Origin of the sequence: Vibrio agarilyticus (assembly GCF_012641465.1) — a bacterium.
Classification (GTDB): Bacteria; Pseudomonadota; Gammaproteobacteria; order Enterobacterales; family Vibrionaceae; genus Vibrio; species Vibrio agarilyticus.
Genome location: NZ_JABAIK010000009.1, coordinates 16,613 through 42,796 on the forward strand (window position 1 = coordinate 16,613; position 26,184 = coordinate 42,796).

Genomic DNA, 26,184 nt, shown 5'->3' on the forward strand with positions numbered 1-26,184 from the left:
TTTTATTCGGTCAATTTATGCGGCGCGTCCACAGCGCTCGTGAGGGTATACTTTTAGTCCACTGACTGTGTTTTCGTACACTTTTTCATCGCGCAAATAGGCCCATTCGTGAGCATTAGACTCAGTTTGTGCAGCCAGACGGCTGATCACTTCATCAATGTTACGACCCAAATAATCTTTTTCAGTAATAAACAAAGTTGCGATAGCGGTTAGAAGATTAGACATAACATTACCTCCAATTCGTAATTTTATTTCAAATCCACAATCAAAATATACGACTAGCGCACAAAATAGTCAACCTAATTTCATATTAATTTCATTTTTGATCTAAAAATTACAGTTTAGATGGGGAAAATGAGATTTTATTCAATAGGTTGCACTGTGGGCATTTAGGCGCGCGTGTTTGGTTTGGTATAAACGGCGGGTAACTTTTATGCTATCCAATTGGAAAATATATTGAATGTGGTTCGCTTTTCATTATACTGCACGACTGTGTAATATAAACAGGATGCGAGAGTGAAACGAAATTCAATTCTTCCGCTGCAGGGTATTTTAGTGATCGCCCTTGGCTCGATGATGTTGAGCGGCTGTAAAGAGGCAGCGTCTAACCCCACCGACGCGATAGTGATCCCGCCAGTAAAGGTGTTAGCGATCGAATCTACCGCGACTCAATCTAGTGATGGCTTTCTTGCACAAATTGATGCGACTCAGCGAGCCCAGCTCTCATTTCAAGTCGCCGGACAAGTGGCTTCAATGGATGTGAGAATGGGGCAGAGGGTGCAACGTGGTGAGGTGTTAGCGACACTAGATGCCAGTGATTTGCAATACGCTTTAGATGCCGCGCAAGCCAGTTTTGAATTGGCTCAAAATGAGTGGCAGCGCACCCAGAGTTTATATCAAAAGAATTTAGTCAGTACGGATGTGTACGAGCAAACGGAAACCCGTTATAAAGCTGAAAAAGCCCATTTTCAGCAAGCGCAAACCGAGCTTGGTTATACGCGATTGCGAGCGCCGTTTGATGGTATTGTGTCGTCGACGTTTGCAAAACCTTACCAAGTGGTGGGAGCGAAACAGCAAATTCTCAACATCATTGATAACCACCAGCTTGATGTCTCTTTTACCCTTCCTGTCAGCTATGTTGAGCGAGCTGATTTTCAAACACTTCCTAATAAGAAGATGTGGTTCACCCTCGATAGCGATCCAACGACGCCTATTTATGGTGTGCTAAAAGAAATTTCCACCAAGCCAAATAGCGATACTAATAGTTACCAAGCCATATTGACCATTGAGCGGCCGGCCGAGCGCAATTTGCTCAGTGGAATGACCGGGCAGGTGCATGTCGCGCGTGATGTTGAGCAAATAGGGACGGTATTACCCAAGTCAGCCTGGGTGTCGCGTCAAGCGGAAAGCGGGGTTATTTGGACATTAGACCCTACAACACATCGCGTTAGCGCCAAAACGGTGTCGCTCAACCAACAAGGCCGCGTGATTTCAGGGCTGGCAAATGATGCATTGGTGGTGGTGGCCGGTGTCGAAAGCTTGGTTGAAGGTCAGCAAGTTAAAGTATGGCGTCGAGAGGAGGGGATCTAATGAAGCGCAGTTCAATGGTGTTAGCACTGCTAAGTGTCTCTGTAATTGTTGGTTGTAAACCAAATGCACCTACCACAAACGAGGCGCCGCTATATGTTTCAACGTTCGATGTGGGCGAGCCGGTGAAAAATCAATTTCGCCAGTTTAAAGGCCAGGTGGTTCCTGCCGAACAAACTGAACTGGCGTTTCGTCGCGCAGGCGAGGTACTGCATGTTTTGGTCAAGACAGGCGATAACGTGAAAAAGGGCCAATTGCTGGCAAAGCTAGATGATGCGACCGCGCAACAAGCCTTTAACGATACCCAAGCGCAGTTTGACTTAGCATTAAAGCAGTACCAACGCGGTGAAGAATTATTTAAGCGTGAGATGATTTCAAGCGCCGAGCGCGATCGTCTTTATGCCAACCAAAAACTGGCCAAAGCTCAGTTTGAACTGGCAAAAAATCAGTTGGCATACACTCGCTTAGTCGCGCCTTTTGATGGTGCTGTCTCAGAGGTTTTTACTGAGCGTTTTGAGACGGTTGCCGTCGGCGAGCCGGTAGTGAATCTCTATAAAGACGAAAGCTTGTATGTTGAAATTGAGCTTTCAGACAACGTACTTACCATGATTAATCCCGAAAGCGCGCGAGCGCCATATCGTCCTATGGTCAGTTTCTCTGGTCACACTGAGCAGTATCAAATGCAATATCTTGAGCACAGTAGCGAACCCAGTGCACAAAGTGGCAGTTATTTAATGTGGCTTGCTATGCCGCAGATCCAGCCTCAGGTGTTACCGGGTACCAGTGCCAGTATTACCGTCGATATGGTGGCGGCGGGGATCAGCGCAATTGAGGGCTATCAAGTGCCTATGAGTGTGTTACAAGCTGGCGATGAGCCCGGCCAATTTTATGTGTGGAAACTTGAAGATTCGCTGCCAAATCGCGTCGAAGTGGCGATTTCACAAATTAATGGTCATGGGGCGGTGGTGCATCGTGGTGTGAGCCAAGGTGATCAATTGATCCGCTCAAATTTACGTAAACTGCGTGCCGGCACTCCGGTCAAATTGGTGGAGAAAAATAACGGATGAATATTGCACAATACTCAATAAAAAACCGTGTAATCAGCTGGTTATTTATCGTCATCTTGGCCATTGGTGGCGTGGTTTCCTTTTTAGACTTAGGCCGTTTAGAAGATCCTGCCTTTACCATTAAAGATGCGATGATTATGGCCACTTATCCGGGAGCGACTCCGAAAGAGGTGGAAGAGGAGCTTACCTATCCGTTAGAGAAAGAGATTCGAAAATTGCCGTATGTCGATAAAATTTCGTCGACATCGTCAAACGGCATGTCCCAAATTATGGTCAGCATGAAAATGGACTATGGTCCGGACGAGCTGCCCCAAATTTGGGATGAAATGCGGCGCAAAATTAACGACTTACGTCCGTCATTGCCACAAGGAGTCAATTCGCTGTCGATCATTGATGATTTCGGTGACGTTTACGGCATTATGCTTATGCTCTCTGGCGATGGGTACGACTATGTTGAGTTAAAACGCTATGCCAATATGCTCGCTCGCGATCTTGAATTACTTGATGGCGTTGGCAAGGTGACGATTGCCGGACATCAAACGGAAATGTTGTTTGTAGAAGTTTCGTTGGATCGCTTGAATTCACTTAACTTGGACATGAGCACGGTCGTTGGTTTGCTCAATCGTCAAAACAATGTTGTGTCATCTGGTGAGGTCATGGTGAATGGTGAAAGTTTGGCGATTCGTCCCAGTGGCACCTTAACCTCAGTCGAGTCATTAGAAAACCTGATTATTCATGGCCGAGATACCGGCAACCTGATCCGCCTAAAAGATGTTGCGACGATTTCTCGAGGTTTACAAGAAAAGCCGAGCAATGTGATTACCTTTAACGGTAAACCGGCCATTAACCTTGCTATCTCCTTTGCTTCTGGTGTGAATGTGGTTGAGGTGGGTAAGAACATAGATGCCAAACTGGCGCAGCTTGAGTCGATAAAACCGGCTGGCGTTACGCTTGATCATTTCTACAATCAAGCGGCAGAAGTGGACACCTCAGTGCGTGGGTTTGTGGTCAGTCTCGCAGAAGCCGTCGCGATTGTTATCGTGGTATTGCTCTTTGCTATGGGGCTGCGCAGTGGCCTTATCATTGGTGCCGTGCTGCTGCTAACCGTATTGGGTACGTTCATTTTGATGAAGTACAACGATATTGAGCTGCATCGAATCTCTCTTGGCGCATTAATTATTGCGTTGGGCATGCTGGTGGATAACGCCATTGTGGTGGTAGAAGGTATTTTGGTTGGCTTAAAGAAAGGGCGTACCAAACGGCAAGCGGCCAGTGATATCGTTAAACAGACGCAATGGCCTTTACTTGGTGCCACGGTCATTGCCATCACCGCTTTCGCCCCGATTGGTTTATCAGAAGACGCGACAGGTGAGTTTATGGGCTCGCTGTTTTGGGTTCTGTGCTATTCACTGTTTTTAAGCTGGATCACGGCTATTACGATCACGCCGTTTTTGGCTGATTTACTGTTAAAAGAGAGCAGTGCAGACGATGCTACCGATGACGATCCTTACAAAGGTTGGCTGTTTGTGCTGTTTGCTGGAACGCTCAAAATCGCACTGCGTTTTCGTTGGCTTACGGTAGCGGCTATGGTGGGGTTGTTGGTCTCAGCAGTGATGGCGTTTGGCATGGTAAAACAGCAGTTTTTCCCACCGTCAAACACCCCGATGTTTTATGTTGATATGTGGATGCCAGAAGGCACTGACATTCGTGCAACGGTTGAACAAACCGAGGTAGTTGAAGCGTTTATTCGCAATAACGACCAAGTTGAATTTGTTTCAACATCAGTGGGCCAAGGCCTATTGCGTTTTGTTTTGACGTATCAGCCGGAAAAAAGTTACGAAGCCTACGCGCAACTGCAAGTTCGAACTGTGAGTCGAGAGGCGATGTTCGAAGTATTGGATGAGCTTACAAACGCTTTGCCACAGCAGTTTGATGCGCCAACATTTCAATTCAAAATGATGGAATTTGGCCCTTCACCTGCGTCAAAGATTGAAGCAAGAATTACCGGCCCTGATCCGCAAGTGTTACGCAATATTGCGTTGCAAGTTGAAGATGTGCTGCATACCGACCCTGGCGCGCGTAACATTCGTCATGATTGGCGCGAGCGAACCAAAGAGTTAGTGCCAATATTTAACGAATCAAAAGCGCGCCGTCTTGGGATCTCAAAAGAAGATTTGTCAAATACGATGCAAATGGCCTTTGGTGGTAGCACGATGGGACTGCTGCGTGATGGCACAGAGATTTTACCTATCGTGGGACGTTTGCCAGAAGCTGAGCGCATTGACTTTGAGAGTCTGCAAAATGTAAAAGTATGGAGCCCTTCATTGCAAACTTACGTGCCGATGGAGCTGGTGATCGATGGGGTTGATTTAACCTGGAACGATCCTTTGATTCAGCGACGCGATCGTAAGCGGACTCTGACGGTTTTGGCCGATCACGACATTCTTAGTCAAGATACCCCTGCGGCGCTTTTTGCACGTATTTCGCCTAAAGTGATGGCATTACCGCTACCTGATGGTTACGAGATTACGTGGGGTGGTGAGTATGAATCATCAAAAGAGGCACAAGAAGCGCTCTTTGGCTCTTTACCTATGGGGTATTTGTTGATGTTTGTTATCACCATGTTGCTGTTTAATGCGTTTAAAAAGCCGTTAGTGATCTGGTTTACCGTGCCTTTATCGATTATCGGTGTTGCGTTTGGTTTATTGGCGACCAATATGCCTTTCAGTTTCACCGCGTTCTTGGGTTTATTGAGTTTAAGCGGAATGATATTGAAAAACGGTATTGTGCTGCTTGATCAAATTAATCTTGAACTTGGTTCAGGTAAAGATCCTTATACTGCGATTATCGACAGTGCGGTCAGTCGAGTGCGCCCGGTGAGTATGGCCGCATTGACCACGATACTGGGTATGATCCCACTGATGTTTGATGCGTTCTTTGGTTCAATGGCGATTACCATAATGGCGGGACTGGGATTCGCCACCGTATTAACCTTGATCGTTGTGCCTGTGATGTTTGCGATTTTGTTTAAAATCCACCCGCAGCCACAAACTCAAACAACACCCGTTCAATTCGCCGATGGGGTGTCAATTAATACCCGTACCACTTGAAGCTGCAGGGTTGTTGGCTGGCTCTCACAAACCTCATCACATAGGTCGTCTATGCTCAGAGGCTTTGTTCGTTTGCCGCCTACCTGCAACTCCAAGTTGTGTGGGTATAGTCATCTTTCACAATAAGTGATCGTCCTGCTAGCAGCCCTGCCTTTTTGGTGGGGCTTTTTTCTCATCGCAAAGTTCATATTTTGAAGCAATACCGCACTTCATCATTCTTACTTGCAAGGTGTTAAAAAAATGTTGCATTGTGATTCGGAAAACGCATCGCTTGCAAGGGAATTTTGGCGAATAACGATTTATGTTTTTTTTCGATGGTTAAAAAGTGTTCTTACCTCGATGTGGTAAAGGGGCTTATTTAACTCGATTCGTGAAACGACATAAAAGGAAAATATTATGCGCCAACTTAAAAGGAAGGCCGCGAAACCCGTATTTGCACTTAGCATGATCAGTGCATCCTGCTTAATAGCAATGCCCAGTTTTGCTGCGGTTGACTGCTCAGCGCTAGACGATTGGGATTCCGATACCGTATATACCGGTGGCGACCAAACTCAATTTCAAGGGGATGCTTTTAAAGCCCGTTACTGGACTCAAGGTAACAATCCAACAGACGCCGGCCAATGGGGAGCTTGGGAAGTACTTGGAAGTTGTAACGGCGAGACCAATCTAGCGCCGTCTGTCACATTGACATCACCTTTAGCCAGTGATGTTGTGATTGAAGGGGATGATGTGGTTCTACGCGCTGACGCTGATGATAGTGATGGCGTTGTTGCCCAGGTTGAATTTTTGATTGATGGCGTTGTTGTTGCGACCGCATCACAATCACCATTTTCCGCCGTCTGGGGGGCAACTGCCGGCCAGCATGACATTGCGGTTATTGCGATTGATGACCAAGGTGAACGCAGTTCTCTGGATTCCGTTACGCTAACGGTTACCGCTCAAAGCAATGGCAATACGCTACCAACGATTGCCCTAGCATTATCACAGACTCAAGTTGCTTTGGATGAGACGGTTACATTAACCGCTAATGCTGAAGACAGTGATGGCTCGATTGAAAGCGTCACATTTTTTGTTGATCAAGTTGAAATCGCTCGAGTGACCAGCGCACCTTTTACCTTTGACTATACGGCGCAAGCGTCCGGCAGTTACACCATTTATGCGCAGGTGACCGACAACGACGGCGCTGTCGTCAATTCGAGCATGAAAAACCTTTCGGTGACTGCCGGCCCACAAATAGCGACGTGTCGTCCTGATGGATTGTATCAAACCCCAGGTGTTGACGTACCTTATTGCACCATTTACGACGAAGAAGGTCGCGAGAAAATGGGCGCGGATCATCCTCGTCGTGTAATTGGTTACTTTACCAGTTGGCGCTCGGGTGATGATGCACAAGCGGCTTACTTGGTTAAAGATATTCCATGGCAGCAATTAACCCATATCAACTACGCGTTTGTTAGCATTGGCGATGATGGTGAAGTTAACATTGGTGATGTGAATGATCCGGATAATGTCGCGGTGAATAAAGAGTGGCCAGGCGTAGAGGTTGACCCTGCGCTCGGCTTTAAAGGGCATTTTGGCGCGCTCGCAACGTACAAAAAACAGCATGACGTCAAAACACTGATCTCCATTGGTGGTTGGGCTGAAACAGGTGGTCATTTTGGCAGCGATGGCGCGCGCGTAGCGGACGGTGGTTTTTATACTATGACCACAAACGCTGATGGCTCTATCAACCATGCGGGTATTGAAAAGTTCGCTGACTCTGCCGTTGCTATGATGCGTGAATATCAATTTGATGGTCTTGACATCGATTATGAGTATCCAACATCAATGGCGGGCGCCGGCAACCCTGACGATAAAGCATTTATGGAGCCGCGACGTCAATATCTTTGGGCATCGTATCAGGAACTCATGAAAGTCTTGCGTGAGAAAGTGGATCAAGCGTCAGCGCAAGATGGGATTCATTATATGTTGACCATTGCTGCGCCATCATCAGGCTATCTATTGCGCGGTATGGAAGATTTTGATGTGACTCAGTATCTCGACTACGTCAATATCATGTCTTATGACTTACATGGCGCGTGGAATGATCATGTCGGGCATAATGCAGCGCTGTTTGATACAGGAAAAGACTCTGAACTGGCGCAGTGGAATGTATATGGTACTGCCGCTTATGGTGGTATTGGTTATCTCAATACGGATTGGGCATATCACTATTTCCGTGGCTCGATGCCTGCAGGACGCATTAACATTGGTGTGCCTTATTACACGCGCGGCTGGCAAGGCGTGACTGGTGGTGAAAATGGTCTTTGGGGACGCGCAGCATTGCCTAACCAAAGTGATTGCGCGCCCGGCACAGGCGAGGGTGAGAAAAATAATTGCGGTTGGGGTGCCATTGGTATCGACAACATGTGGCACGATCTTGATGCACTAGGCGCTGAAATGGGCGCAGGCTCTAACCCCATGTGGCACGTCAAGAACCTTGAGCAGGGTCATTATGGCAGTTACGCCAGTGCTTATGGACTGGATCCCACCACGGATGCGGATGACCAACTCGTCGGAAGCTATCAACGTTTCTTTGATGAGGTTGCTGTCGCGCCATGGCTTTGGAATGCAGAAAAGAAAGTCTTCCTTTCGACAGAAGATAAAGCGTCGATTGACATAAAAGCAGACTACGTCATTGATAAAGAAATTGGCGGGATTATGTTCTGGGAACTGGCTGGTGACTATAACTGCTACGAGTTGGATAGCCAAGGTAATCGCGGCGCGGTGGATCTTTCAGAGCAAGCGTGTGCAAGTGGTAACGGTGAGTACCATATGGGAAATACCATGACTAAGGCGATTTATGACAAGTTCAAGTCAGCATCACCTTATGGTAACACCGTTGCGACAGGTGCTATGCCAGACACCACGGTGGATATTACCGTCTCAGTCGGTGATTACAAAGTAGGTGATCAGAACTACCCAATTAACCCTAAAGTTATCTTTACCAATAACACAGGGGTAGAGATTCCTGGTGGCACGGAGTTTGAGTTTGATATTCCTGTATCTGCGCCGGATAACGCCAAAGACCAATCCGGTGGTGGGCTATCTGTCATCGCGTCTGGACATACACGAGCAGACAATATTGGCGGGCTTGATGGGCCAATGCATCGCGTCGGCTTCTCGTTACCTGGCTGGAAGTCATTGCCAAATGGTGGTCAATATGAGTTGGATATGGTGTATTACTTGCCAATCTCAGGCCCGGCTAACTACACGGTGAAGATCAATGGCGTTGAATATGGCTTTGCGTTTGAGCATTCAGATAAAGCCGTTGCTGACTTGAACCAAGCGGATAATGATAATTCTAATGGCGACAATGGTAATGGTGGAAACGGTAATACCGATGGTGGTTCCACTACAGTCACGCCTTGGGTTGCTGGGTCAACTCCGGTAACGAATGGTGACACGGTGAGTTTTGAAGGCGAATGTTTTGTCGCGCAAAACAACCCAGGTCCATGGGAAAATCCAAGTCAAAGCAGCTGGTTTTGGCAAGCAGTGACTTGTCCATAAAGCGCTAAACTGACCATAGTTTACTAACAAAAATCCACCATAATTGGTGGATTTTTTTGGTTGTCGCTCTTTCCTTTACTACTAAGCATTCGCCATTTGATCGCCTTCACTTCGCACCTTAACAACCGCATAGCAAATGGCAGTGAGCGCGGTTCCGGCGGCAATTGCGAGAAGATAAGGTAATACAGGCGTAATAGCATTGGGGATCAACAACACAAATAGGCCGCCATGAGGCGCTAGCAGTTTGGCGCCAAACAGCATTGAGAGCGCGCCAGTTAGTGCGCCACCTGCCATGCAGCACGGGATCACTCGCAGAGGATCTTTAGCCGCAAATGGAATGGCGCCCTCAGAAATAAAGCAGAGCCCAAGCACAAAAGCGGCTTTGCCTGCTTCGCGTTCACTGGCTGCAAACTTACTGCGAGCAATCATAGTCGCGACGCCCATACCTAGAGCAGGTACCATGCCTGCCGCCATGACAGCGGCCATAGGTCCGTACGTTTGTGAGGCAAGTAAGCCAACCCCAAAGGTGTATGCTGCTTTATTGACGGGCCCACCGAGATCAAAGCACATCATCGCGCCGAGTAATACCCCAAGTAATACGGCGTTGGCAGAGCCCATATCGTTGAGAAACTCAGTGAGGCTGTTCATGAGATTGGCAACGGGATCGCCAATCACAAAAAGCATGACCAACCCAGTAAATAGGCTGGCGATAAAGGGGATGATCAAAATCGGTTTTAGCGCCTGCATCGACGGGGGTAGATGAAGCTTGTCAGCAATCAGTTTGGCCGAATAGCCAGCAATAAAGCCTGCCGCAATCCCGCCTAAAAAGCCTGCGCCTATGGTGCTAGCAAGCATGCCACCAATGAGACCTGGTGCCAGACCGGGTCTATCGGCGATGGAAAACGCGATGTAACCAGATAATACGGGGATCATCAATGCAAACGCAGTGCCACCACCAATTTGCATTAGCGCAGCCGCTAGCGTGCCTTCTTCTTTAGACGCATCAATGCCAAACACGAAGGAGAGGGCGATAATAAGACCACCCGCCACGACGACGGGCAGCATATGCGATACCCCAGTCATCAAGTGTTTATAAACGCCTTTCTTCTCTTGGGGCGCGCTGGCCTCGCTTTGTCCACTGTGGTGATAAACCGCCGCTTGATCAAACGCATTGTCGATCTCCTGCGCGGTTTTTTTCAGCGCCGGGCCAGTTGTCGTGCGGTAAAGGCGCTTGCCGTCAAAGCGATCAAGTGGCACATCAATGTCTGCTGCGATAATGACGATATCGGCTGCGGCGATCTCTTCGGCAGTGAGCTGATTTTGCGCGCCAACCGAACCACGAGTTTCGACTTTGATTTCAATACCGCGCTTTTTCGCTTCCCCCTCTAACGCTTCTGCAGCCATAAAAGTATGCGCCACGCCAGTAGGGCAGGCGGTAATGGCGACAATGCGCTGCGTCGCATGCGTCGTTTGGTGAGTCTCTGACGCGGCTTCGGGGTCAGGCGAGGTGAGTTCAAGCGTTTTAGCTTGTGTTGAACCCTGTTCAAGCCATGACTTGGGATCATCTAATAAGGATTGAATCGAGCTTTGATAGACGCGTTTACCCGCAAATCGGCGCAGATTAACCGGAGCATCAGCGGCAATGAGGATCACGTCCGCTTGCTCGATCTGCTCTGAGCTGAGTGAAGGAGAGCCTGCGATAGCCGACTGACACTCAACGAAGGCGTGCCAGTTGAGGTTTTGCGCCGCCTTTTCAGCGATTCTCGCCGCAAGAGGCGCGGTTGCCACCCCACTCGGGCAAGCAGTAACAATCGCGATATTCATTATCAAGACCTCATGTCATTGTTAGGGTTTAGATTGGCTCGACTCGGCTAATAGCAGTGTGAGCTTGAAGGCGTTCAAGCGTAGTGTGATCGGTAATGCCAACGCCAACTTGTGTTACCGCCATGGCTGAAAGCGCCGTCGCCAAACGCAACGCCTCGTGTTTCTCCATGGCTTGCATGTCTGCCCAGCACATACCAGCAACAAAGGTATCTCCAGCGCCGACAGTGCTAACCACTTGCATGGTTGGCGGCTTGGCGCGCAGCCACTCGCCATCTTCTTGCATCCACATCACACCTTCAGCGCCCATTGAAACCACAATATTGGTGATCCCAAGCCCCAATAGCTCTAGTGCGGCCTCTTGGCACTCTTCGACGCTCGCTAAAGGTCGCCCAACAAATTCAGCCAGTTCATCTTCATTGGGTTTTATCAACCACGGTTTGGCTTCTAGTCCCTCTTTAAGGGCGGCTCGGCTACTATCAAACAGCACTTTTTTGCCAAGCTGTCCGAGCCGGTCTATCCATTGGGCGCACAATTCGGGTTCAACACCAGGCGGTAAGCTGCCAGCGATCACGAAATAATCGTGATCGCTGGCTAATTCAAACAAGCGAGTTTCAAACGCGGCGAGGGCTTCTGCGTTAACGTACATCCCAGGAAAATTGATGTCGTTAACACGGCCAGAAGCCTCGACCAATTTGACGTTGATTCGGGTTGCACCGACAACGCGAACAAAGGCATCGTTAACACCGAGTTGATGAAAATAGTCGTTAAATAGCTCTGCGTTGTCTTGACCTAAAAAACCGGTCACTGTCACATCGGCGCCCAAATCACTCAGCACTTTTGCCACGTTGACCCCTTTGCCTGCTGGCATCAAAGCGCTACTTTCGACAAGACTGACAGCGCCGACATTCAGCCGCTCTAAGTTACCCGTTAAATCAAGTGCTGGATTTAATGTGACAGTAACCACTTTGTTGGTCATATGTGTTAGCTCCTTAAAAATCAGCCTTCGCCAAGACCGGCTTCTATCGCTTGTCCTATCGCGTCAATTGCGGCTTGAGCATCGTCACCATCGGCGGTGAATTGCAGCTGGTGGCCATGCTTTACACCAAGTGCGATAACTTTCATTAAACTTTTTGCATTGACAACCTTGCCATCACCATCGAGGTTGGCGACACGAATATCAGCGTTAAATTTTTTCGCCTCAGCCACCAGCATGGCACCAGGACGAGCGTGCAAACCATGGGCGTTACGTATTCGAAAGGTTCCTGTTGCTCCCGCATCAACGGGCGTTGTCGCTTCGCCGTTGAGTAGTGCCACAATATTTTCCGCCGTGTTGTTGAGCAGTGCGTCTTGTTCATTATTGGCAACTAAAGTGGCGAGGCGATCAAGAATGGCGCCGTGAGCGTTATTGGTGCCGGCAATCGCAATCAACCCTTTTACGGGATGATCAGAATAGTCAAAGGCGTTTGCCGTCGTCGCAAATGCTAAAGCGGTGCGTTTGACGCCATGTTCGCTCCCAACCAGCCACAAACCCCGCCCAAGATGGGTAACGGGTTTGGTGAGTAAGTTGGCCACAAAATGGGCATCGCAAACCGCTCGTTGAGAAAGCAAACCCGCTGCGATAGCGACGAGTTGCAACATATCTGTCGCAGGAACGCTTAGGCGAATTGAGGCTGGGTCGAAGTCCGCATCGAGCTGAACTTCGCCATTAAGTAACGCAATCAGTTCATCTGCAGACTTTATCGATTTGAGTAGCGCTTCAATGCCATCTGAACTCAGCACTCGAGTTAATTGTTTTAAAATGCCTAAATGTTCATCTGACTTGGCTGCGATTCCAATGGCGACATAGACTGTATTGTCATCCCCCCAAGGAACGCCCTGAGGAAAGTGATGAACGACCACGCCAGTTTGTTTCACTAAATCGCGTGTATCAACAGTGCCGTGAGGAATAGCAATGCCATTCCCGAGATACGTTGAGTTCTGCTTTTCACGCGCCAGCATGCCATTAACGTAGCCGTCGTCGACGAGACCTCGTTGAGTTAAAGCGCTCGCCAATGCTTTGATAGCATCTTGTTTATCATTCGCTTGTTGGTTGAGCTGAATATTCGAGACATTAAGTGTCAACATAGCCGCATCTTGCCCTTACGCTGAAATCGCATCGATTGTTTCAAAGGCTAGCGCGGTTTGACATATGCGCAATATGAAGGGTGAGAAATCAGCGCGTTAAAAACGCGACAACCGTAAAACAGAACAGGTGCGAGCAAAAAGGCAGTATTAGCGTATGGTAAGCGTCGTTTTCACCACGGCGTGATCACTGGCATCGCGATCGCGTTCAAAATTCGGGTTCACCAAATGCTGGTCAATGACCGTCACGCTGTTCACGTACGCAATATGATCGGCTCTGGTCGCATCAAATTCATCAGAAAGTAAAATATAATCAAGCACTTTACCTTGGTTGATATGATAAAAAGTAGCCGGGCGTTCAGCCTTACTCTCATCTATCTTGTTCTCATTGGTAAATCTATCATCAGAATGGTGCGCAAGGGCGGTTTTGGCCAATTGCCAAGCATCACATAGCCCCAATCCATTAGGCGCACTCACACAGAGTGGATGCATTTCTGCGCTTTCAAGTGTTTGATTGAAATCGCCTAAAAGCACAGCGGGCGCTGGTGATTGTTGATGAAAGTCCATCATCGTTTGGTTAAGAAGTAAGGTTTCCCATCCGCGTTGAATGGTTGAAAGCCAGCGTCCCACCGCTTCGTCTTTTGGTGTCTGTCGGCCTGCATTTTGAAATGTCGATGCGGTTTGATTGGCCGAATCGTTTGCGATTAAAAACACCTGATTAAGCTCAGTCGGTCGCTGCGATTTAAGATGCACAACATACACATCAAGTGCGCCGATGTTAGGTATCGAAATGCGGGCTTTCAGTGGCGTACGGCTAAAGTGAATATCAGGATAGGGGCTGACTAAGGCGCATAAGTGCTCGATAGGGTAGCGAGAGGCCAGAGCAACAACGGGATCGTGGTATAGGTAGTCATCGGTCACAGAGGGAAGGTCGACTGTTGCAAAGTACGCGTATCCTGCACTTTGAGTTAAAGAGCGTAACGCCTCAATGCTAAACACTTCTTGAAACCCAATGATATCTGCATCCAGCTGGGCTAGGGTGTCTGTTATCCATTGGTTTTTGCTAATCCAGCGCGCGTTATCGTATATATTGATAAAATCATAGAAAGCGTTTGGCGGTGCGAGATAATTGAACAGGTTCATCGTGGCGATGGTCAGTGAGTTTTGGCGGTTTCGCGGCGGCTCAAGAGCCGAACTCATCGCAGATTCAATCATCAAATGTTTCGTCATAACGCGCTTTCCTGCGGTTTTAGAGTTTCTATTTTACCCGCTAACCATTACACTGCGGGCAAATAACAGCATAGAGTACCAGTATGAGCGAGCATGACCAGTGGCTTGACGACGATAGCGAGCAAGAAATTGAAATTGAGGCTATTGGCATTGAGGTATCAGAGCAGCCAATCGAGTTGTATAAATTGTTCAAAATCGCCAATCTTGTTGGTGGTGGCGGTGAGGCGAAACATATTATTGCGGAAGGTTATGTTGCCGTAAATGGTGACATTGAGACGCGTAAACGCCGTAAAATGTACGATGGCGATTTGGTTGAGTTCAATCAAGAGTATTATGTCGTTATCTGTGACGCACCGGTCACTGAGCCAAAGGAAACCTTGCCACTGGCTGTTTCTGAGCCAGCGACAAAAAAACAGAGTCAGGCGCAGAAAAAATCAGCAAAGCGTCACACGGGTGCAAACCGCCGCGGTCAGGAAGGGAAATCTTCAAAAAGTAAACAAGGCGGTAAAACTGGTGCTCAATCATCAGTGAAGAAAGCCCCTCAAACTGAAAAGACCGCTGCGCGTGATAGCCAAAGTGGCCGTCGTTCGATCACCTTCTTTTAATTTTCAACGCGGCCCGATTTGAGAGGGGCGTGACGATAACATAAACGGAATCTTTCCATGAGTATTAAGCAAGATTTGCAAAACACCAATAACCGCATTGATGCGTGTCAACGTAAGCTAAATGCCGCGCGCGCGCGCGGCGATCAAGAGATGATCACCAAATTCACCGACGATTTGGCCAAACTGACTAAACGCGCCAGTTCAATGAAGCACAAGCAGCAATATGATTTGAACAAAGAGCGTAAGACGCTGCTTGATATGCCATTTCAGCGCGAAATTACTAAAGAAGAACAGGCCGATTTAGGGAAACTAAAGAAATCCGTGCGTGGATTGGTGGTTGTTCACCCAATGACAAAATTGGGTAAAGAGCTGCGCCTAGACGTCATGACAGGTTTTGCGCCTAAAAAGTTCTGATTTATACCCTTCCTACTTGAAGTTAGAGCGTTGTTGACAGGCACTCACAAACCTCATCACATAGTGTATCTATGTTCACGAAGTGCTCAGAGGCTTTGTTCGTTGGTCGCCTACCTGCAACTCCAAGTTGTTTGGGTATATACCACTTTTTAGAGCGATAAACAAAAAAATCGAGCCAGTGCTATCGGGCTCGATTTTGTCTTAGCTATCCAGATTGTTAATTGCTTTGCTTTATACTTATGCAGTCGCCCTCATTTCAGTTTCAACTAATTCAACACGCTCGCCGTAAATGCCACGTAAGCCTTTTAATACTTCCAAGCGACTTACGACACCGACAAACATTCCATTTTCAATCACTGGTAGAACTTGTGGTTTGCTGACTTTCATTTCGCGAGCTCGTTCTTCCAAGCTCATTGCCGCTAGGCGAGTCGCATAACCCATAGAGGTGGTTGGGTAAAGCTGCTCTTTGTCAATCGCTAGGTACTCAACCACATCAACTAAACGCTCATTCGCACCAATTGCAATCATCTCTTGTTTCATTAAATCCGCGACTTTTTGGCCTTGCGCTGGCAAGTAGTCTTGGCACCAAAGGTCAACCATCACATCTTGCACAGAAAGGAAACCCACCAGTTGCTGCTCAACGTTAACCACGGGAGCACTGACACAGTTGTGGTCAATCAGATGGTCAAGAGCGGCAACAAGCGGCATTTCTGGACGAAGAGTGACAGGTGTGGTGTTCATGATTTCTTTTACTGTGATGACGTTGTTCATGCTGTTTTCCTTAATGGGCGAAATTGAAATTGGAGTTGAAACGACGTTGTACGGTACGGTTTTAAGTTCAGGGCGACGGTAAATGGACCAGTTAGCAAGGCCAACTAACACGGCGCCGCCAATAATATTGCCAAGGGTAACTGGCACAAGATTGGCACTGATAAAGTGACTCATGGTTAGGTCAGCAAACTGGGCTGGATTAGCGCCAACACTTAACCAAAAGCTCTCTGGTGCAATGTGAGTAATCACGATACCCAGTGGCACCATAAACATGTTGGCAACGCAGTGCTCAAAGCCACTGCTGACGAACATGGCGACGGGCAAAATCGTCATTACCGCTTTGGTCATGGCATTGGTTGAGCTAAATGTCAGCCAAATTGCTAAGCAAACGAGCAGGTTACACAATACGCCCAAAGAAAATGCCTGGAGGAACGAATGGTGAACTTTGTGCTGCGCAAGCAAAAGCGCATTAAGACCCCACTGGCCACTGTTTAGCTGGTACATGCCCGCACCAACCACCAATAGCAGGAGTAAAGTGGCGCCGATAAAGTTACCGACATACACCTTGGCCCACGTTTTTAGCATTTGACTAACAGTGATTTGACGATTAGCCAATGAAATACTGGACAATACGGTGCTGGTAAAGAGCTCACCACCGCCAATGACGATAAGAATCAAACCTAAGCTAAATGCGATACCTCCTGCGAGGCGGCTGATCCCCCAACTGGTCGCAGAAGCGCCAGTGGTCACTGTAATGTAAAAAAGAAACGCTAAACCAATAAAGGCACCCGCCATAATGGCAAGACTGATGGTCATGCTGGTGCTTTTCGTTGTTTTACTTAGAGCAAAGTACTCCGCTTGCTCCATCATCTCTTTGGGTGAAAAGTAGAGCGGATTATTTGAAGAAGTATTTGCCATAAGACGCCTCTAACTGTGTGTTCATACAAATTCCTTAAGTGCCGATGAGTACGAGAGTGGAACGCCTGTATCCCTCAACGCCAAATCAGAATATGTCGAAATTTTCACTTAGGAAAATTGATAATTTTTAAACACCAAATCAATTAATTTGATATTTAAATTTGTTACGCTAGAATGCGTCCCGCGTACGATAACCGTAGATTTTTACAGAGGAAGTTATGCGTTATTCTTTGAAACAATTGGCTGTATTTGACGCTGTTGCAGACAGCGGTAGTGTGAGCCAAGCCGCAGACCAGCTTGCGTTGACGCAATCGGCGGCAAGCATGTCGTTGGCTCAACTTGAAAAAATGTTAGGGCGGCCGTTGTTTGAGCGTCAGGGCAAGCAGATGTCATTGACGCATTGGGGAAGCTGGCTTCGTCCGCGAGCAAAACGTTTGCTGCAAGACGCGCAGCAGATTGATTTAGGCTTTTATGATAAGCATTTGTTGAGCGGCCAAGTGCGTTTGTGTGCGAGCCAAACACCAGCAGAACATTTAGTGCCAAAGCTTATCAGTAATATTGATAATGACTTTCCGGAAATCCGGGTCGCACTTGATGTCATGAGTACCAAAAGCGTCATTGAGGGTGTGATTGATTACCAATACGATCTTGGCATTATTGAAGGTCGATGTGATGACAATCGTCTGAACCATGAAATTTGGTGGCGCGACCATCTCACTATTGTCGCATCCGCGCACCATCCATTTGCTAAACGTGAAGTTGTGACGTTGTCACAACTTGAGCAGGCGAAATGGGTACTGCGAGAGCAGGGGTCGGGCACTCGAACCGTATTTGATAGCCACATGCACCCTTTGATTGAAGAGCTTGATGTGTGGCGTGAATATGAATACGTTCCAGTATTACGCAGCTTGGTTGAAAACGGCCCTTATTTGACCTGTTTGCCTTATTTGGATGTGGAACCCTTCATCGAGGCAGGCCGTTTGGTTGAATTGAATGTGCCAGATCTCAAAATGGATCGCACATTGTCGTTTATCTGGCGCGCAGATATGACCGAGAACCCATTATTGGACTGTATTCGTCGCGAAGCGCAGCGCATGATGAAGGGCAAACCCCGCGTAATGTGATGCATTTATTGGGCTGCGCAAAATACGATACCCTCTCAATAACGCGTGTTGCCTTTGGCTAACGCGACGACTTTTAATAAGGTTTTACGCAGCAAAAGCGGAATTTTTTTGACGCCGTGCTCGGCGCAATAATCAACAATGGCCAATGCCAAATCAGGCTTGGCCAATTTTTTAAGCGCTTTGGCTACCACTTTTTTTGCCGGAATTTGATGATCGAGTGGCACTTTGATAAGACCTTTAAAAAACGCTTCAAAGCCATTTTGATAGATAAAGTGTTCGATATCTTGAGCAGGTAATGCGGTCAGTCGCATTCGCTCTGCATCATGCTTTAGCAACTCGCGCACCGTGTTTGCGTATTTTTGTCCTGCAGGATCGCCATCGGTGACCACGTGCCAATCAATCCCGAAAGCGCGCGCCATTTTTATCAAAGATTTTAAGCCAGATTGAGCAAATTCAACCACCTGAACACCTTCGCTTGCAAGGTTTATGCCGCATTGTGCCGCCAGCTCATGAAACAACCAAACTTCGGTTTCGCCTTCAACCAAAAGCCAGCAGCGTGCGAATAACGACTCGGCGCGGTGAAAACGCAGATGAAAACCAATACGGCGCATTTGATCGGCGCTGAACTTCTGACTGGCGGTGCTGTGGACTTCCGTTCGATGCCATTGCTTGACTAAGCGGCGAATGGAACTGAGCGGCACCATAGTTAACAAATCGCTCGAGTTAGTCGTGAGGATTTTTTGCATCGGAAAGAGAGTCAGCACGTCGTAAGCGCGCGCGAGATGCGTCGGATGAAGGCGACCTTCAGGATCTTCGATAATAATAATTGGCCGCGCCCAGCGTTTTAATTCTAACGGGCCTTTGGCTTGTAAGTAGCTATTTAATAACCCCATCAGCATAAGTCGAGAAGCGCGATTCTCTTCGCGGTCGGCAAATTGGCGCAGATTAAAATTGCGGCTTTTCGCCGGAGTAAACAAACTATCGCGTGGCGGTGTCTCACTTTGCCGCGCCATACGTTTGAATGAAAAGTAGTGTTCAATCAAAGATTGCATTGATTGCATGCTACTTTTGAGTTCGCCTTTATTTACGTGGCCTGGCATCGCAATGAGTCGACGGGTTGTGTTGTGAATGCGTCGTTCGATACGCGCGTGTTTGGCTGAGCTTTCCTGTTGCGTTAGCTCACCGCGACCCTCGTGCGTTTCGTCTGCTCTCAGGCGACGGGCGTCACGCAGCCGCAGTATTGGGTGCAATGTGGCAAGCTCGGTTGCGAGCTGATAGGGGTTTTCAATTTCTTTGATACGGCCATGGGCATCCAAAAATTGACATTCACTTTTAACCCCGTTTTCTTGGCGAGTGGCGCTCAGTTGATACCGAATGCGTGCCATGCCGTCTTTACCCTCGTCCCATAATGGACGAAGCTTACGATAACGCGCTGCTTTCTTTTCGGTATTTTCGAGGGCGCGAAACACTAAAACGATGTCAATTTGTGTGGTTTGTGCCTTGGAGCTGGCATGGTCGAGATGAAAATCGCGCAAAATAAAAGGCGAGATCTGGCCATCAACGGGGAGTGCTTTTGATAAAGCGTCGAGCAGTGACGATTTCCCCCATGTGTTTTCACCGATGAGAGTGGTGATGTCATCAAAAGTGAGTGACAATCGCTTGATACCGCGAAAACCCGAAATTTCAACACGCTCTAGCAACATAGAACCTCCTAATCTACGCTATACCCAAGTAACCTCAAGATGCATGGTTCAGCGAGAATGACTTGGTTTATCAGTGAGGCGAGGATTTGAAGATTGAGTGGTTCTCAATCGAAAATCGTCAACAAAGCTGATGAGCCACGGCAGCTCGCCCTTTGGGAGCCAATCACTGAACCGATAGCGGCGTTAAACAACTTGAAAATAGAATCGCTATTTCGCTGCGTTGTTTGCCTTGCTCTCAGCTCAGTGAGCTGGCTCTGAATCCAGCATCTTGAAGTCACTTGGGTATACGATCCAATTATAAAGGTTTTTGATAACCTCGATGACTTTACTTTTTGCAAGCTGTGGGGTGTTTCACAGCTTATCTGGTGCTAGCAAGTTCGTTTGCCACTTACCTGTATCTTCAAGTTATTTGGGTATCACTTAATTCGTGATGGGCATTTTTGTGCTACATAGGTATAGTGTCCGCATTGAGCAAAGAGAAATTTTATGCAACACACCCATCAACCCGTCACGCTCAAGCTGGCCCACATTAATGACACACACTCGTATTTCGAGCCATCGTCACTACAATTAACGCTTAATCTTCGTGATACGCCTTTTGGTGTGGCCTTGTGCCAGTCACCAACTTCTGAGCCCACTGCGCACATCTCGTTTACCCCTTACGTAAGTGCTGGTGGTTTTGCCCGTATCGCGACGCGAGTCAAACAGCTGCGTGATGAAGCCAATAGACAAAAACAAGGATTTTTGTTCCTTCACGCAGGAGATTGCTTTCAAGGCACGCTCTTTTTTTCGCTTTTTAAGGGCCAAGCCAATGCCGAATTACTGACTCAGCTTGGCATTGATGCCATGGCGGTCGGTAATCATGAATTGGATATTGGTAATGAGCCCGTGGCACAGTTTGCGGCGGCGGTACCATTTCCATTACTCGCGGGGAACTGGGATTTATCGCAAGAAAGTCGGGCGAAGCCTTGGCGGTTAAATACCTGTCGTAATGTTTTTTCTTGGGACTCAAACACTCGCAGCGCGCACTACATCACAAAATGGGTTAATGGCGAGCCAGTAGCGGTGTTTGGCCTATCACTGGATAAAATGGCTGATATCGCAAATCCTGATAGCGATACCCCGTTTGTTGATGCGATAGAAACCGCGAAACGAACGGTGCAACGCATTCACGCCGCGGGCATTAACAAGATTATTTTATTAAGCCATCTTGGGTATGATGCCGACATTGCACTGGCAAAGCAGGTCGATGGGATCGGGGTGATTGTCGGCGGTCATAGTCACCGGCTGCAAGGGGACTTTTCCGCAATAGGACTCGGCGCAGATGATGATTACGGTTACAAAGTGGGTGCCACTCACATTGTTCAGGCGGGCTATCATGCGCTGACACTCGGCCACAGCGAGATTGAGTTTGCTGCTGACGGCACGGTGACCCAATTAAAAGGGCGCAACGAGCTGCTCATAGGGCGACGCATGTTTTTAGACTCTGGGCTCAATAACGATATTGGCGAACAAAATGAGGGAGTGGCGCACTATCAGGCGATTGCCGATAGTTTGGCTGCACAAGATAATGTGGTCGTGTGTGAAAAGGACGTCAACATTCAGGCCATTTTGCGCGATAAATATTTGCCACAGGTGCGTCATTGGCAGCAAGCGGTGATTGCTCATGCGACACAACGATTTCGTCACGTTCGATTACCCGATGAGCGAGGCGGTTCCGCTATCGCACCTTTGATTGCGTGCTCTTTTGCTCATGTGCTCAATCTGCATCATTATGATGTCGCCTTTGCGATACATAACGCAGGTGGCGTGCGCAATTCGATTGAGTCTGGAAAGGTATCCAAAAGTGATATTGCGGGTAAGGTGCTGCCGTTTGCCGTACCATTGGGGGTTTATGACGTGCAAGGGCAAGACATTGCCGCAACTTTGGAAGGGGCCATCAACAATGCGCTCAATAATGGTGTGAATGGAACGGGCAGTGGCAGCTTTCCATATACCCATAACTTACGCTACCGCTACTACGTTAATGCGCCATTAGGGAAACGGATACGCGGATTATCCATTTGCATCAATGGCACGTGGCAGGCTGTCGAGCCACATCAATGGTACCGGGGCGCTTCGTCGGCCTACACCATGAAGGGTAAGGAAGGGTATAGCGCACTGCTAAATATGCGAGGCGAGGGGCAATTGACATCCCTGACGATGGCCGATTGTTTCATTGAGTACTTGCAGCGCAATCCGACGGCATTATCCGCCCCGATAAGCGTAGAACAAGGCATACTCTGTTTTCAGGCCGAAGCAGGAGTAGAGCACGCTTAGGGATCTCCATCTCATTTGACGTAATTTGGCTGTCTATTTGATTGGTACGTTTTTTGCTCTGTTTTGGTGTCGTTTTGCATTTTTTCAGGAGGAAATGATGTGGCACCAAGATTGGCTAGATCTTGCGGTCGTGGCGGGCTGGGTGATTGCTTGGGCGGCTTTGGTTTATTTCTTGCCGCTGGCAGGATTATAGGCACAGTTTTCGATTAGCAATTCTAATCGTTACTATCGTGACATGTGATAGTCTCTCAGCGTCGCTATCGCTACAATGGCGGCGTTTGGGGAGTAGTTTACCGACATACCAATCGAGTTTATTTGCCGTCATCCCGTTAGGCATATCCTATCCGGCAAATAAGAGTGTTTTTGCACTTTAACGAGACCAACGCATTCAACATTCAGCGCACTTCGGCAGTGGGCTGGTTTTATTGTATGCGGAAGGTCTGCCATTCTTTGCTGTCCTTCCGCCCTGGAGGATAGTTATGTTCCTGCTCAGTTCTCTTACGTCAACATCTGAACTTGCTTTATCGAGTAATACCACGATGTATGCAAGTTTTGCTCTGCTTACGTTGATTTTGGTTGGTCTCGATATATATCAAACCCGTGGTGGTGCCATTTCGATGCGCAAAGCAATTAGCTGGAGTATTTTCTGGTTTGTTTTAGCGTTCATTTTTGCGGGTTCTATTTATCTATTTTGGGATTTTTACGCCCCTGCGAGTGATTACACTGCGCAAGACGCGACAGTGGCCTTTGTGACCGGATACTTGCTTGAAAAATCACTCAGTGTCGATAACTTATTTGTGTTCGCGATTATCTTTGGTCAATACGCGGTGCCTGAACATTTGCGCCCGCGTGCACTACTTTGGGGTGTTATTGGTGCTTTGGTATTACGCGCGATCATGATTGCTATCGGCGCACAATTATTGGCTCAGTATCACTGGGTACTATACCTGTTTGCTGCGTTTTTGATTTGGACGGGCATCAAGCTTGCGAAAGATAGCGATGACGAAGAGGAGAGTGTCAACCCTTATCCAGAGCGTTTGATCCGCAAGCACTTTAGCTTAACCGATGACTACCGTGGTAACGCGATTTTAATCAAAGAAGCGGGTAAATGGATGGCAACACCGATGTTGATTGTAATTGGTGTGATTGCGGTGATGGATGTGATGTTTGCGCTAGACTCGATTCCTGCGATCTTTGCGGTCACTCAAGAGCCATTCTTAGTGCTAGCTGCCAACGTATTTGCACTATTGGGCTTACGTTCACTTTATTTTGTGCTTCAAGCTATGATGGATAAGTTTGTTTACTTAAAACCCGCTTTATCCGTCATCATGATTTTCATCGGTATTAAGATGCTGCTTGTCGGCAGTGAGTATGCGATCCCAACCGTAGCGTCGTTGAGTTTCTTGCTGTTTGTGATGACGACAGCAGTGATAGCCTCCCTAGTGAGCAATCGTCGTAAGGCTCGTATACAGATAGCCGAATAACTATATGATTGATGAGCGACTCAGTTCGCTCTGATCATTTGAAAAGGTGAGGTTGACCACAATCCTCACCTTTTTTATTGTCGAAAAATTGTTAATGCCACCCTTGCTTCAATCTCTTTGCTGCTTAAATATGCATCAGTGGTTAGCTTGCCTTTAGCCCAGTGGCCAAGCTTTGAGCTCTGCATTTTGGCGTCATTGTTGTATAGATATGCATCTGAGTTGCTCGAATTTTCAAGCGCAGTTGTTATGAGAGTGTTTGATTAGATTTTCTAATGTGAAATGCCAGAATTTGTCACTGTTGATTTGTCGAATGATCGCCGAAAATTTCATCATAACGTAATGAATTATCTTGGGTAAGCGAGGTTACTATGGCTCAAACAATGCATCTTGATTCCTTGGCAATGACGAGCCAAGAACCTAAAAAATCCTATGCCGTCAATATTAAAGGATTGGTCGTTCATATTCTTGATATCTTGTTTACTGAAGCGCCTTCGGTGCCGCGTCATTACAGCGATAATCTTTCCTCGCACATGCAACGTGATATTGGGTTAATGCGATAATCCATTGCAATAAAAAACGCCAGCTTCTCTATTAACAGAAAAGCTGGCGTTTTTATACCCATTCTACTTGAAGCTACGGTTGTTGGCTGACCCTCACAAACCTCATCACAGAGTTCATCTATGTTCACGAAGTGCTCCGAGGCTTTGCTTGCCGCTTACCTGCAACTCCAAGTGCTTTGGGTATATTGATGTTCATTTTTTAACGATACTCAAGCGACTTGAAGAGACAAATTCAGTGCTTGAGGCTCTCGAAAATGATTATTTTTTACGGCAGTACTCGGCAATCACATACATAGATTGGCCGCCGTTTGCTTTACCTGAAATCAGTTTTGGATCATCACTCAAGCTAATACCACGGATGACGGTGCCTTGTTTGATAACTTGGTTCGTGCCTTTAACTGGAAGATCTTTAATTACGGTAACATCATCGCCTTTTTTCAGCTCAGTACCATTGCAGTCAACGGTTTTGTCATCCGCAGACATGCCTTTCATCGCCCAGTTCATTAGCTCTTCGTCCATGTACATCATATCGAGCGCGTCTTGAGCCCAGCTTTCTGAGTTGAGACGAGTCAGTTGACGCCATGCAGTAACTTGTACAGCAGGAACTTGGCTCCACATGCTATCGTTCAGGCAACGCCAGTGGTTGATGTCTTTTGGATCGTCAATTTCACTCAAGCACTTATCACAAACCATGATAGCGGTATCCACCGTAACATGATCATGCGGTGGCACGGCATACGCCGTCAACGGCTGTTCTGCTGCGCAAAGCTCGCATTTTGATTCACAACGTGCCAACAAAGTAGCTTCAATAGACATAAGGACTCACCTTTTTGAATTTTAATCGCGGTATTATCCACGTATACCCGACAAATGAAAGCGAATTCATGAGTTAAAACTGAGATTTCACCTGTTGTGCTATCGCGGTTTTTTGCACTCTGGTGCACTCGGAAATAGCCCATATTTTGGTAGCTGTTGTACTTGCCCGCGCAATGCATTAATGCGTGTTGAGTGCGATGGATGAGTGGTAAGAAATTCAGGCGGTTGCGCGCCGCCCGAGGCTTTTGCCATGTTTTGCCATAATGCGACGCTCTCGCGCGGATCAAACCCAGCATCAGACATATATCGCAATCCGAGAGTATCGGCTTCGCTTTCGTGGGTTCGGCCATAAGGTAAGATAAAACCATACTGAAAGCCCAGCCCTAAGCCGGCCATAATCCTCGATGAGTGTTCGGCGTAATCACTGGCTCCCAAAGCAGCATCAGCCACTACCATACTAAAGCCAGCAATTTGATTGTGAGAAAGTCGTTCATTGCTGTGGTTAGCAAGTACATGCGCAATTTCATGGCCGATGACAGTCGCAAGTTGATGCTGATTTTCGGCCACATCGAGTAAACCAGTAAAAACGCCAATTTTGCCGCCGGGCAGCGCAAATGCGTTCACTTGGTCACTTTCAAATACCACAACCTCCCATTCTTCAAAGTCAGGCTGTGGTGGAATTGTTTTGAGGATAGCGTTTGTTACACACTGAACATAGCGGTTGGTAGCAGCATCATTACTGATGGGGATCTCTTTTTTCATCTGTTCAAACGACTGTGCGCCAAGTTGTGTCATCTGTTGACCTGACAGCATGGTAATTTGATTGCGGCCCGTAGGGGATTGAGCGCATGCGGCAATGAGTAGGCTCGCTGCGATCAATGGCAGCCGTTTTGGCAATTTCATCAAAGGGCTTTCCTTAGCAAAAAAATATTTCGTTATTATATACTCAAGTCACTTAGGTATATACCTAAGTGACTTGAGT

At 47.6% G+C, this 26,184-nt stretch carries 19 protein-coding genes; 10 read left to right on the top strand and 9 right to left on the bottom strand.

The window, feature by feature from the left end; translation table 11 throughout:
- Window positions 1-15 precede the first annotated feature (15 nt).
- Entirely contained in the window at window positions 16-225 is a 210-nt protein-coding gene (locus HGP28_RS10380) for a hypothetical protein (protein ID WP_168836394.1), read from the bottom strand.
- Window positions 226-516: 291 nt separating this feature from the next.
- Between HGP28_RS10380 and HGP28_RS10385 the strand changes: the two genes are divergently transcribed.
- From HGP28_RS10385 to HGP28_RS10400, 4 genes are all read left to right on the top strand, one after another.
- Entirely contained in the window at window positions 517-1,590 is a 1,074-nt protein-coding gene (locus tag HGP28_RS10385; RefSeq protein WP_439333851.1) for an efflux RND transporter periplasmic adaptor subunit, read from the top strand.
- A complete protein-coding gene (locus HGP28_RS10390) occupies window positions 1,590-2,654 on the top strand; it encodes an efflux RND transporter periplasmic adaptor subunit (RefSeq protein ID WP_168836395.1) in 1,065 nt (354 codons plus the stop codon). Before HGP28_RS10385 ends, HGP28_RS10390 begins: the two co-directional genes overlap by 1 nt.
- Window positions 2,651-5,764, top strand: coding sequence for an efflux RND transporter permease subunit (locus tag HGP28_RS10395; RefSeq protein ID WP_168836396.1), 3,114 nt, complete (start codon window positions 2,651-2,653; stop codon window positions 5,762-5,764). Before HGP28_RS10390 ends, HGP28_RS10395 begins: the two co-directional genes overlap by 4 nt.
- Window positions 5,765-6,160: 396 nt before the next feature.
- Entirely contained in the window at window positions 6,161-9,313 is a 3,153-nt protein-coding gene (locus HGP28_RS10400) for a chitinase C-terminal domain-containing protein (RefSeq protein WP_168836397.1), read from the top strand.
- 81 nt (window positions 9,314-9,394) lie between these two features.
- Here HGP28_RS10400 and fruA read toward each other — a convergent pair whose 3' ends face one another.
- The 4 genes from fruA to HGP28_RS10420 form a co-directional block, all read right to left on the bottom strand.
- On the bottom strand, window positions 9,395-11,137 hold the full coding sequence (gene fruA / locus HGP28_RS10405) for a PTS fructose transporter subunit IIBC (protein WP_168836398.1): 1,743 nt from the start codon (window positions 11,135-11,137) through the stop codon (window positions 9,395-9,397).
- A 28-nt stretch (window positions 11,138-11,165) separates the two neighbouring features.
- Entirely contained in the window at window positions 11,166-12,113 is a 948-nt protein-coding gene (gene pfkB, locus HGP28_RS10410; RefSeq protein WP_168836399.1) for a 1-phosphofructokinase, read from the bottom strand.
- 20 nt (window positions 12,114-12,133) lie between these two features.
- Window positions 12,134-13,261 (bottom strand): fused PTS fructose transporter subunit IIA/HPr protein, encoded by a 1,128-nt coding sequence (gene fruB / locus HGP28_RS10415; protein ID WP_168836400.1) that lies wholly within the window; start codon window positions 13,259-13,261, stop codon window positions 12,134-12,136.
- 147 nt (window positions 13,262-13,408) lie between these two features.
- Window positions 13,409-14,488, bottom strand: a complete 1,080-nt coding sequence (locus HGP28_RS10420) for an endonuclease/exonuclease/phosphatase family protein (RefSeq protein WP_246225682.1) — start codon at window positions 14,486-14,488, stop codon at window positions 13,409-13,411.
- 83 nt (window positions 14,489-14,571) lie between these two features.
- Here HGP28_RS10420 and HGP28_RS10425 point away from each other — a divergent pair, with 83 nt between their 5' ends.
- Window positions 14,572-15,093 (top strand): RNA-binding S4 domain-containing protein, encoded by a 522-nt coding sequence (locus HGP28_RS10425; RefSeq protein WP_168836401.1) that lies wholly within the window; start codon window positions 14,572-14,574, stop codon window positions 15,091-15,093.
- Between the two features lie 57 nt (window positions 15,094-15,150).
- Entirely contained in the window at window positions 15,151-15,507 is a 357-nt protein-coding gene (locus tag HGP28_RS10430) for a YibL family ribosome-associated protein (RefSeq protein ID WP_168836402.1), read from the top strand.
- Window positions 15,508-15,744: 237 nt separating this feature from the next.
- On the opposite strand, the gene focA is transcribed toward HGP28_RS10430, so the two are convergent.
- Window positions 15,745-17,196 (bottom strand): formate transporter FocA, encoded by a 1,452-nt coding sequence (focA, locus tag HGP28_RS10435; protein ID WP_168836403.1) that lies wholly within the window; start codon window positions 17,194-17,196, stop codon window positions 15,745-15,747.
- Between the two features lie 218 nt (window positions 17,197-17,414).
- On the opposite strand from focA, the gene HGP28_RS10440 reads away from it, so the two are divergent.
- A complete protein-coding gene (locus HGP28_RS10440) occupies window positions 17,415-18,320 on the top strand; it encodes a LysR substrate-binding domain-containing protein (RefSeq protein ID WP_168836404.1) in 906 nt (301 codons plus the stop codon).
- Between the two features lie 35 nt (window positions 18,321-18,355).
- Here HGP28_RS10440 and HGP28_RS10445 read toward each other — a convergent pair whose 3' ends face one another.
- Complete coding sequence (locus tag HGP28_RS10445) at window positions 18,356-20,023, bottom strand: DUF2813 domain-containing protein (RefSeq protein ID WP_168836405.1); 1,668 nt, start codon at window positions 20,021-20,023, stop codon at window positions 18,356-18,358.
- Between the two features lie 486 nt (window positions 20,024-20,509).
- Here HGP28_RS10445 and HGP28_RS10450 point away from each other — a divergent pair, with 486 nt between their 5' ends.
- The 3 genes from HGP28_RS10450 (at window position 20,510) to HGP28_RS10460 (ending at window position 24,386) form a co-directional block, all read left to right on the top strand.
- Window positions 20,510-22,342, top strand: a complete 1,833-nt coding sequence (locus HGP28_RS10450; protein WP_168836406.1) for a bifunctional metallophosphatase/5'-nucleotidase — start codon at window positions 20,510-20,512, stop codon at window positions 22,340-22,342.
- A 479-nt stretch (window positions 22,343-22,821) separates the two neighbouring features.
- On the top strand, window positions 22,822-23,826 hold the full coding sequence (locus HGP28_RS10455; protein WP_168836407.1) for a TerC/Alx family metal homeostasis membrane protein: 1,005 nt from the start codon (window positions 22,822-22,824) through the stop codon (window positions 23,824-23,826).
- A gap of 368 nt (window positions 23,827-24,194) precedes the next feature.
- The gene (locus HGP28_RS10460; RefSeq protein WP_168836408.1) at window positions 24,195-24,386 is read left to right on the top strand and encodes a hypothetical protein; all 192 of its coding nucleotides are present in this window, start codon (window positions 24,195-24,197) and stop codon (window positions 24,384-24,386) included.
- Window positions 24,387-24,644: 258 nt separating this feature from the next.
- Here the strand turns inward: HGP28_RS10460 and HGP28_RS10465 are convergent, their stop codons facing one another.
- Complete coding sequence (locus HGP28_RS10465) at window positions 24,645-25,202, bottom strand: PhnA domain-containing protein (protein WP_168836409.1); 558 nt, start codon at window positions 25,200-25,202, stop codon at window positions 24,645-24,647.
- Window positions 25,203-25,301: 99 nt separating this feature from the next.
- Window positions 25,302-26,105, bottom strand: coding sequence for a M48 family metallopeptidase (locus tag HGP28_RS10470; protein WP_168836410.1), 804 nt, complete (start codon window positions 26,103-26,105; stop codon window positions 25,302-25,304).
- Window positions 26,106-26,184 lie beyond the last annotated feature (79 nt).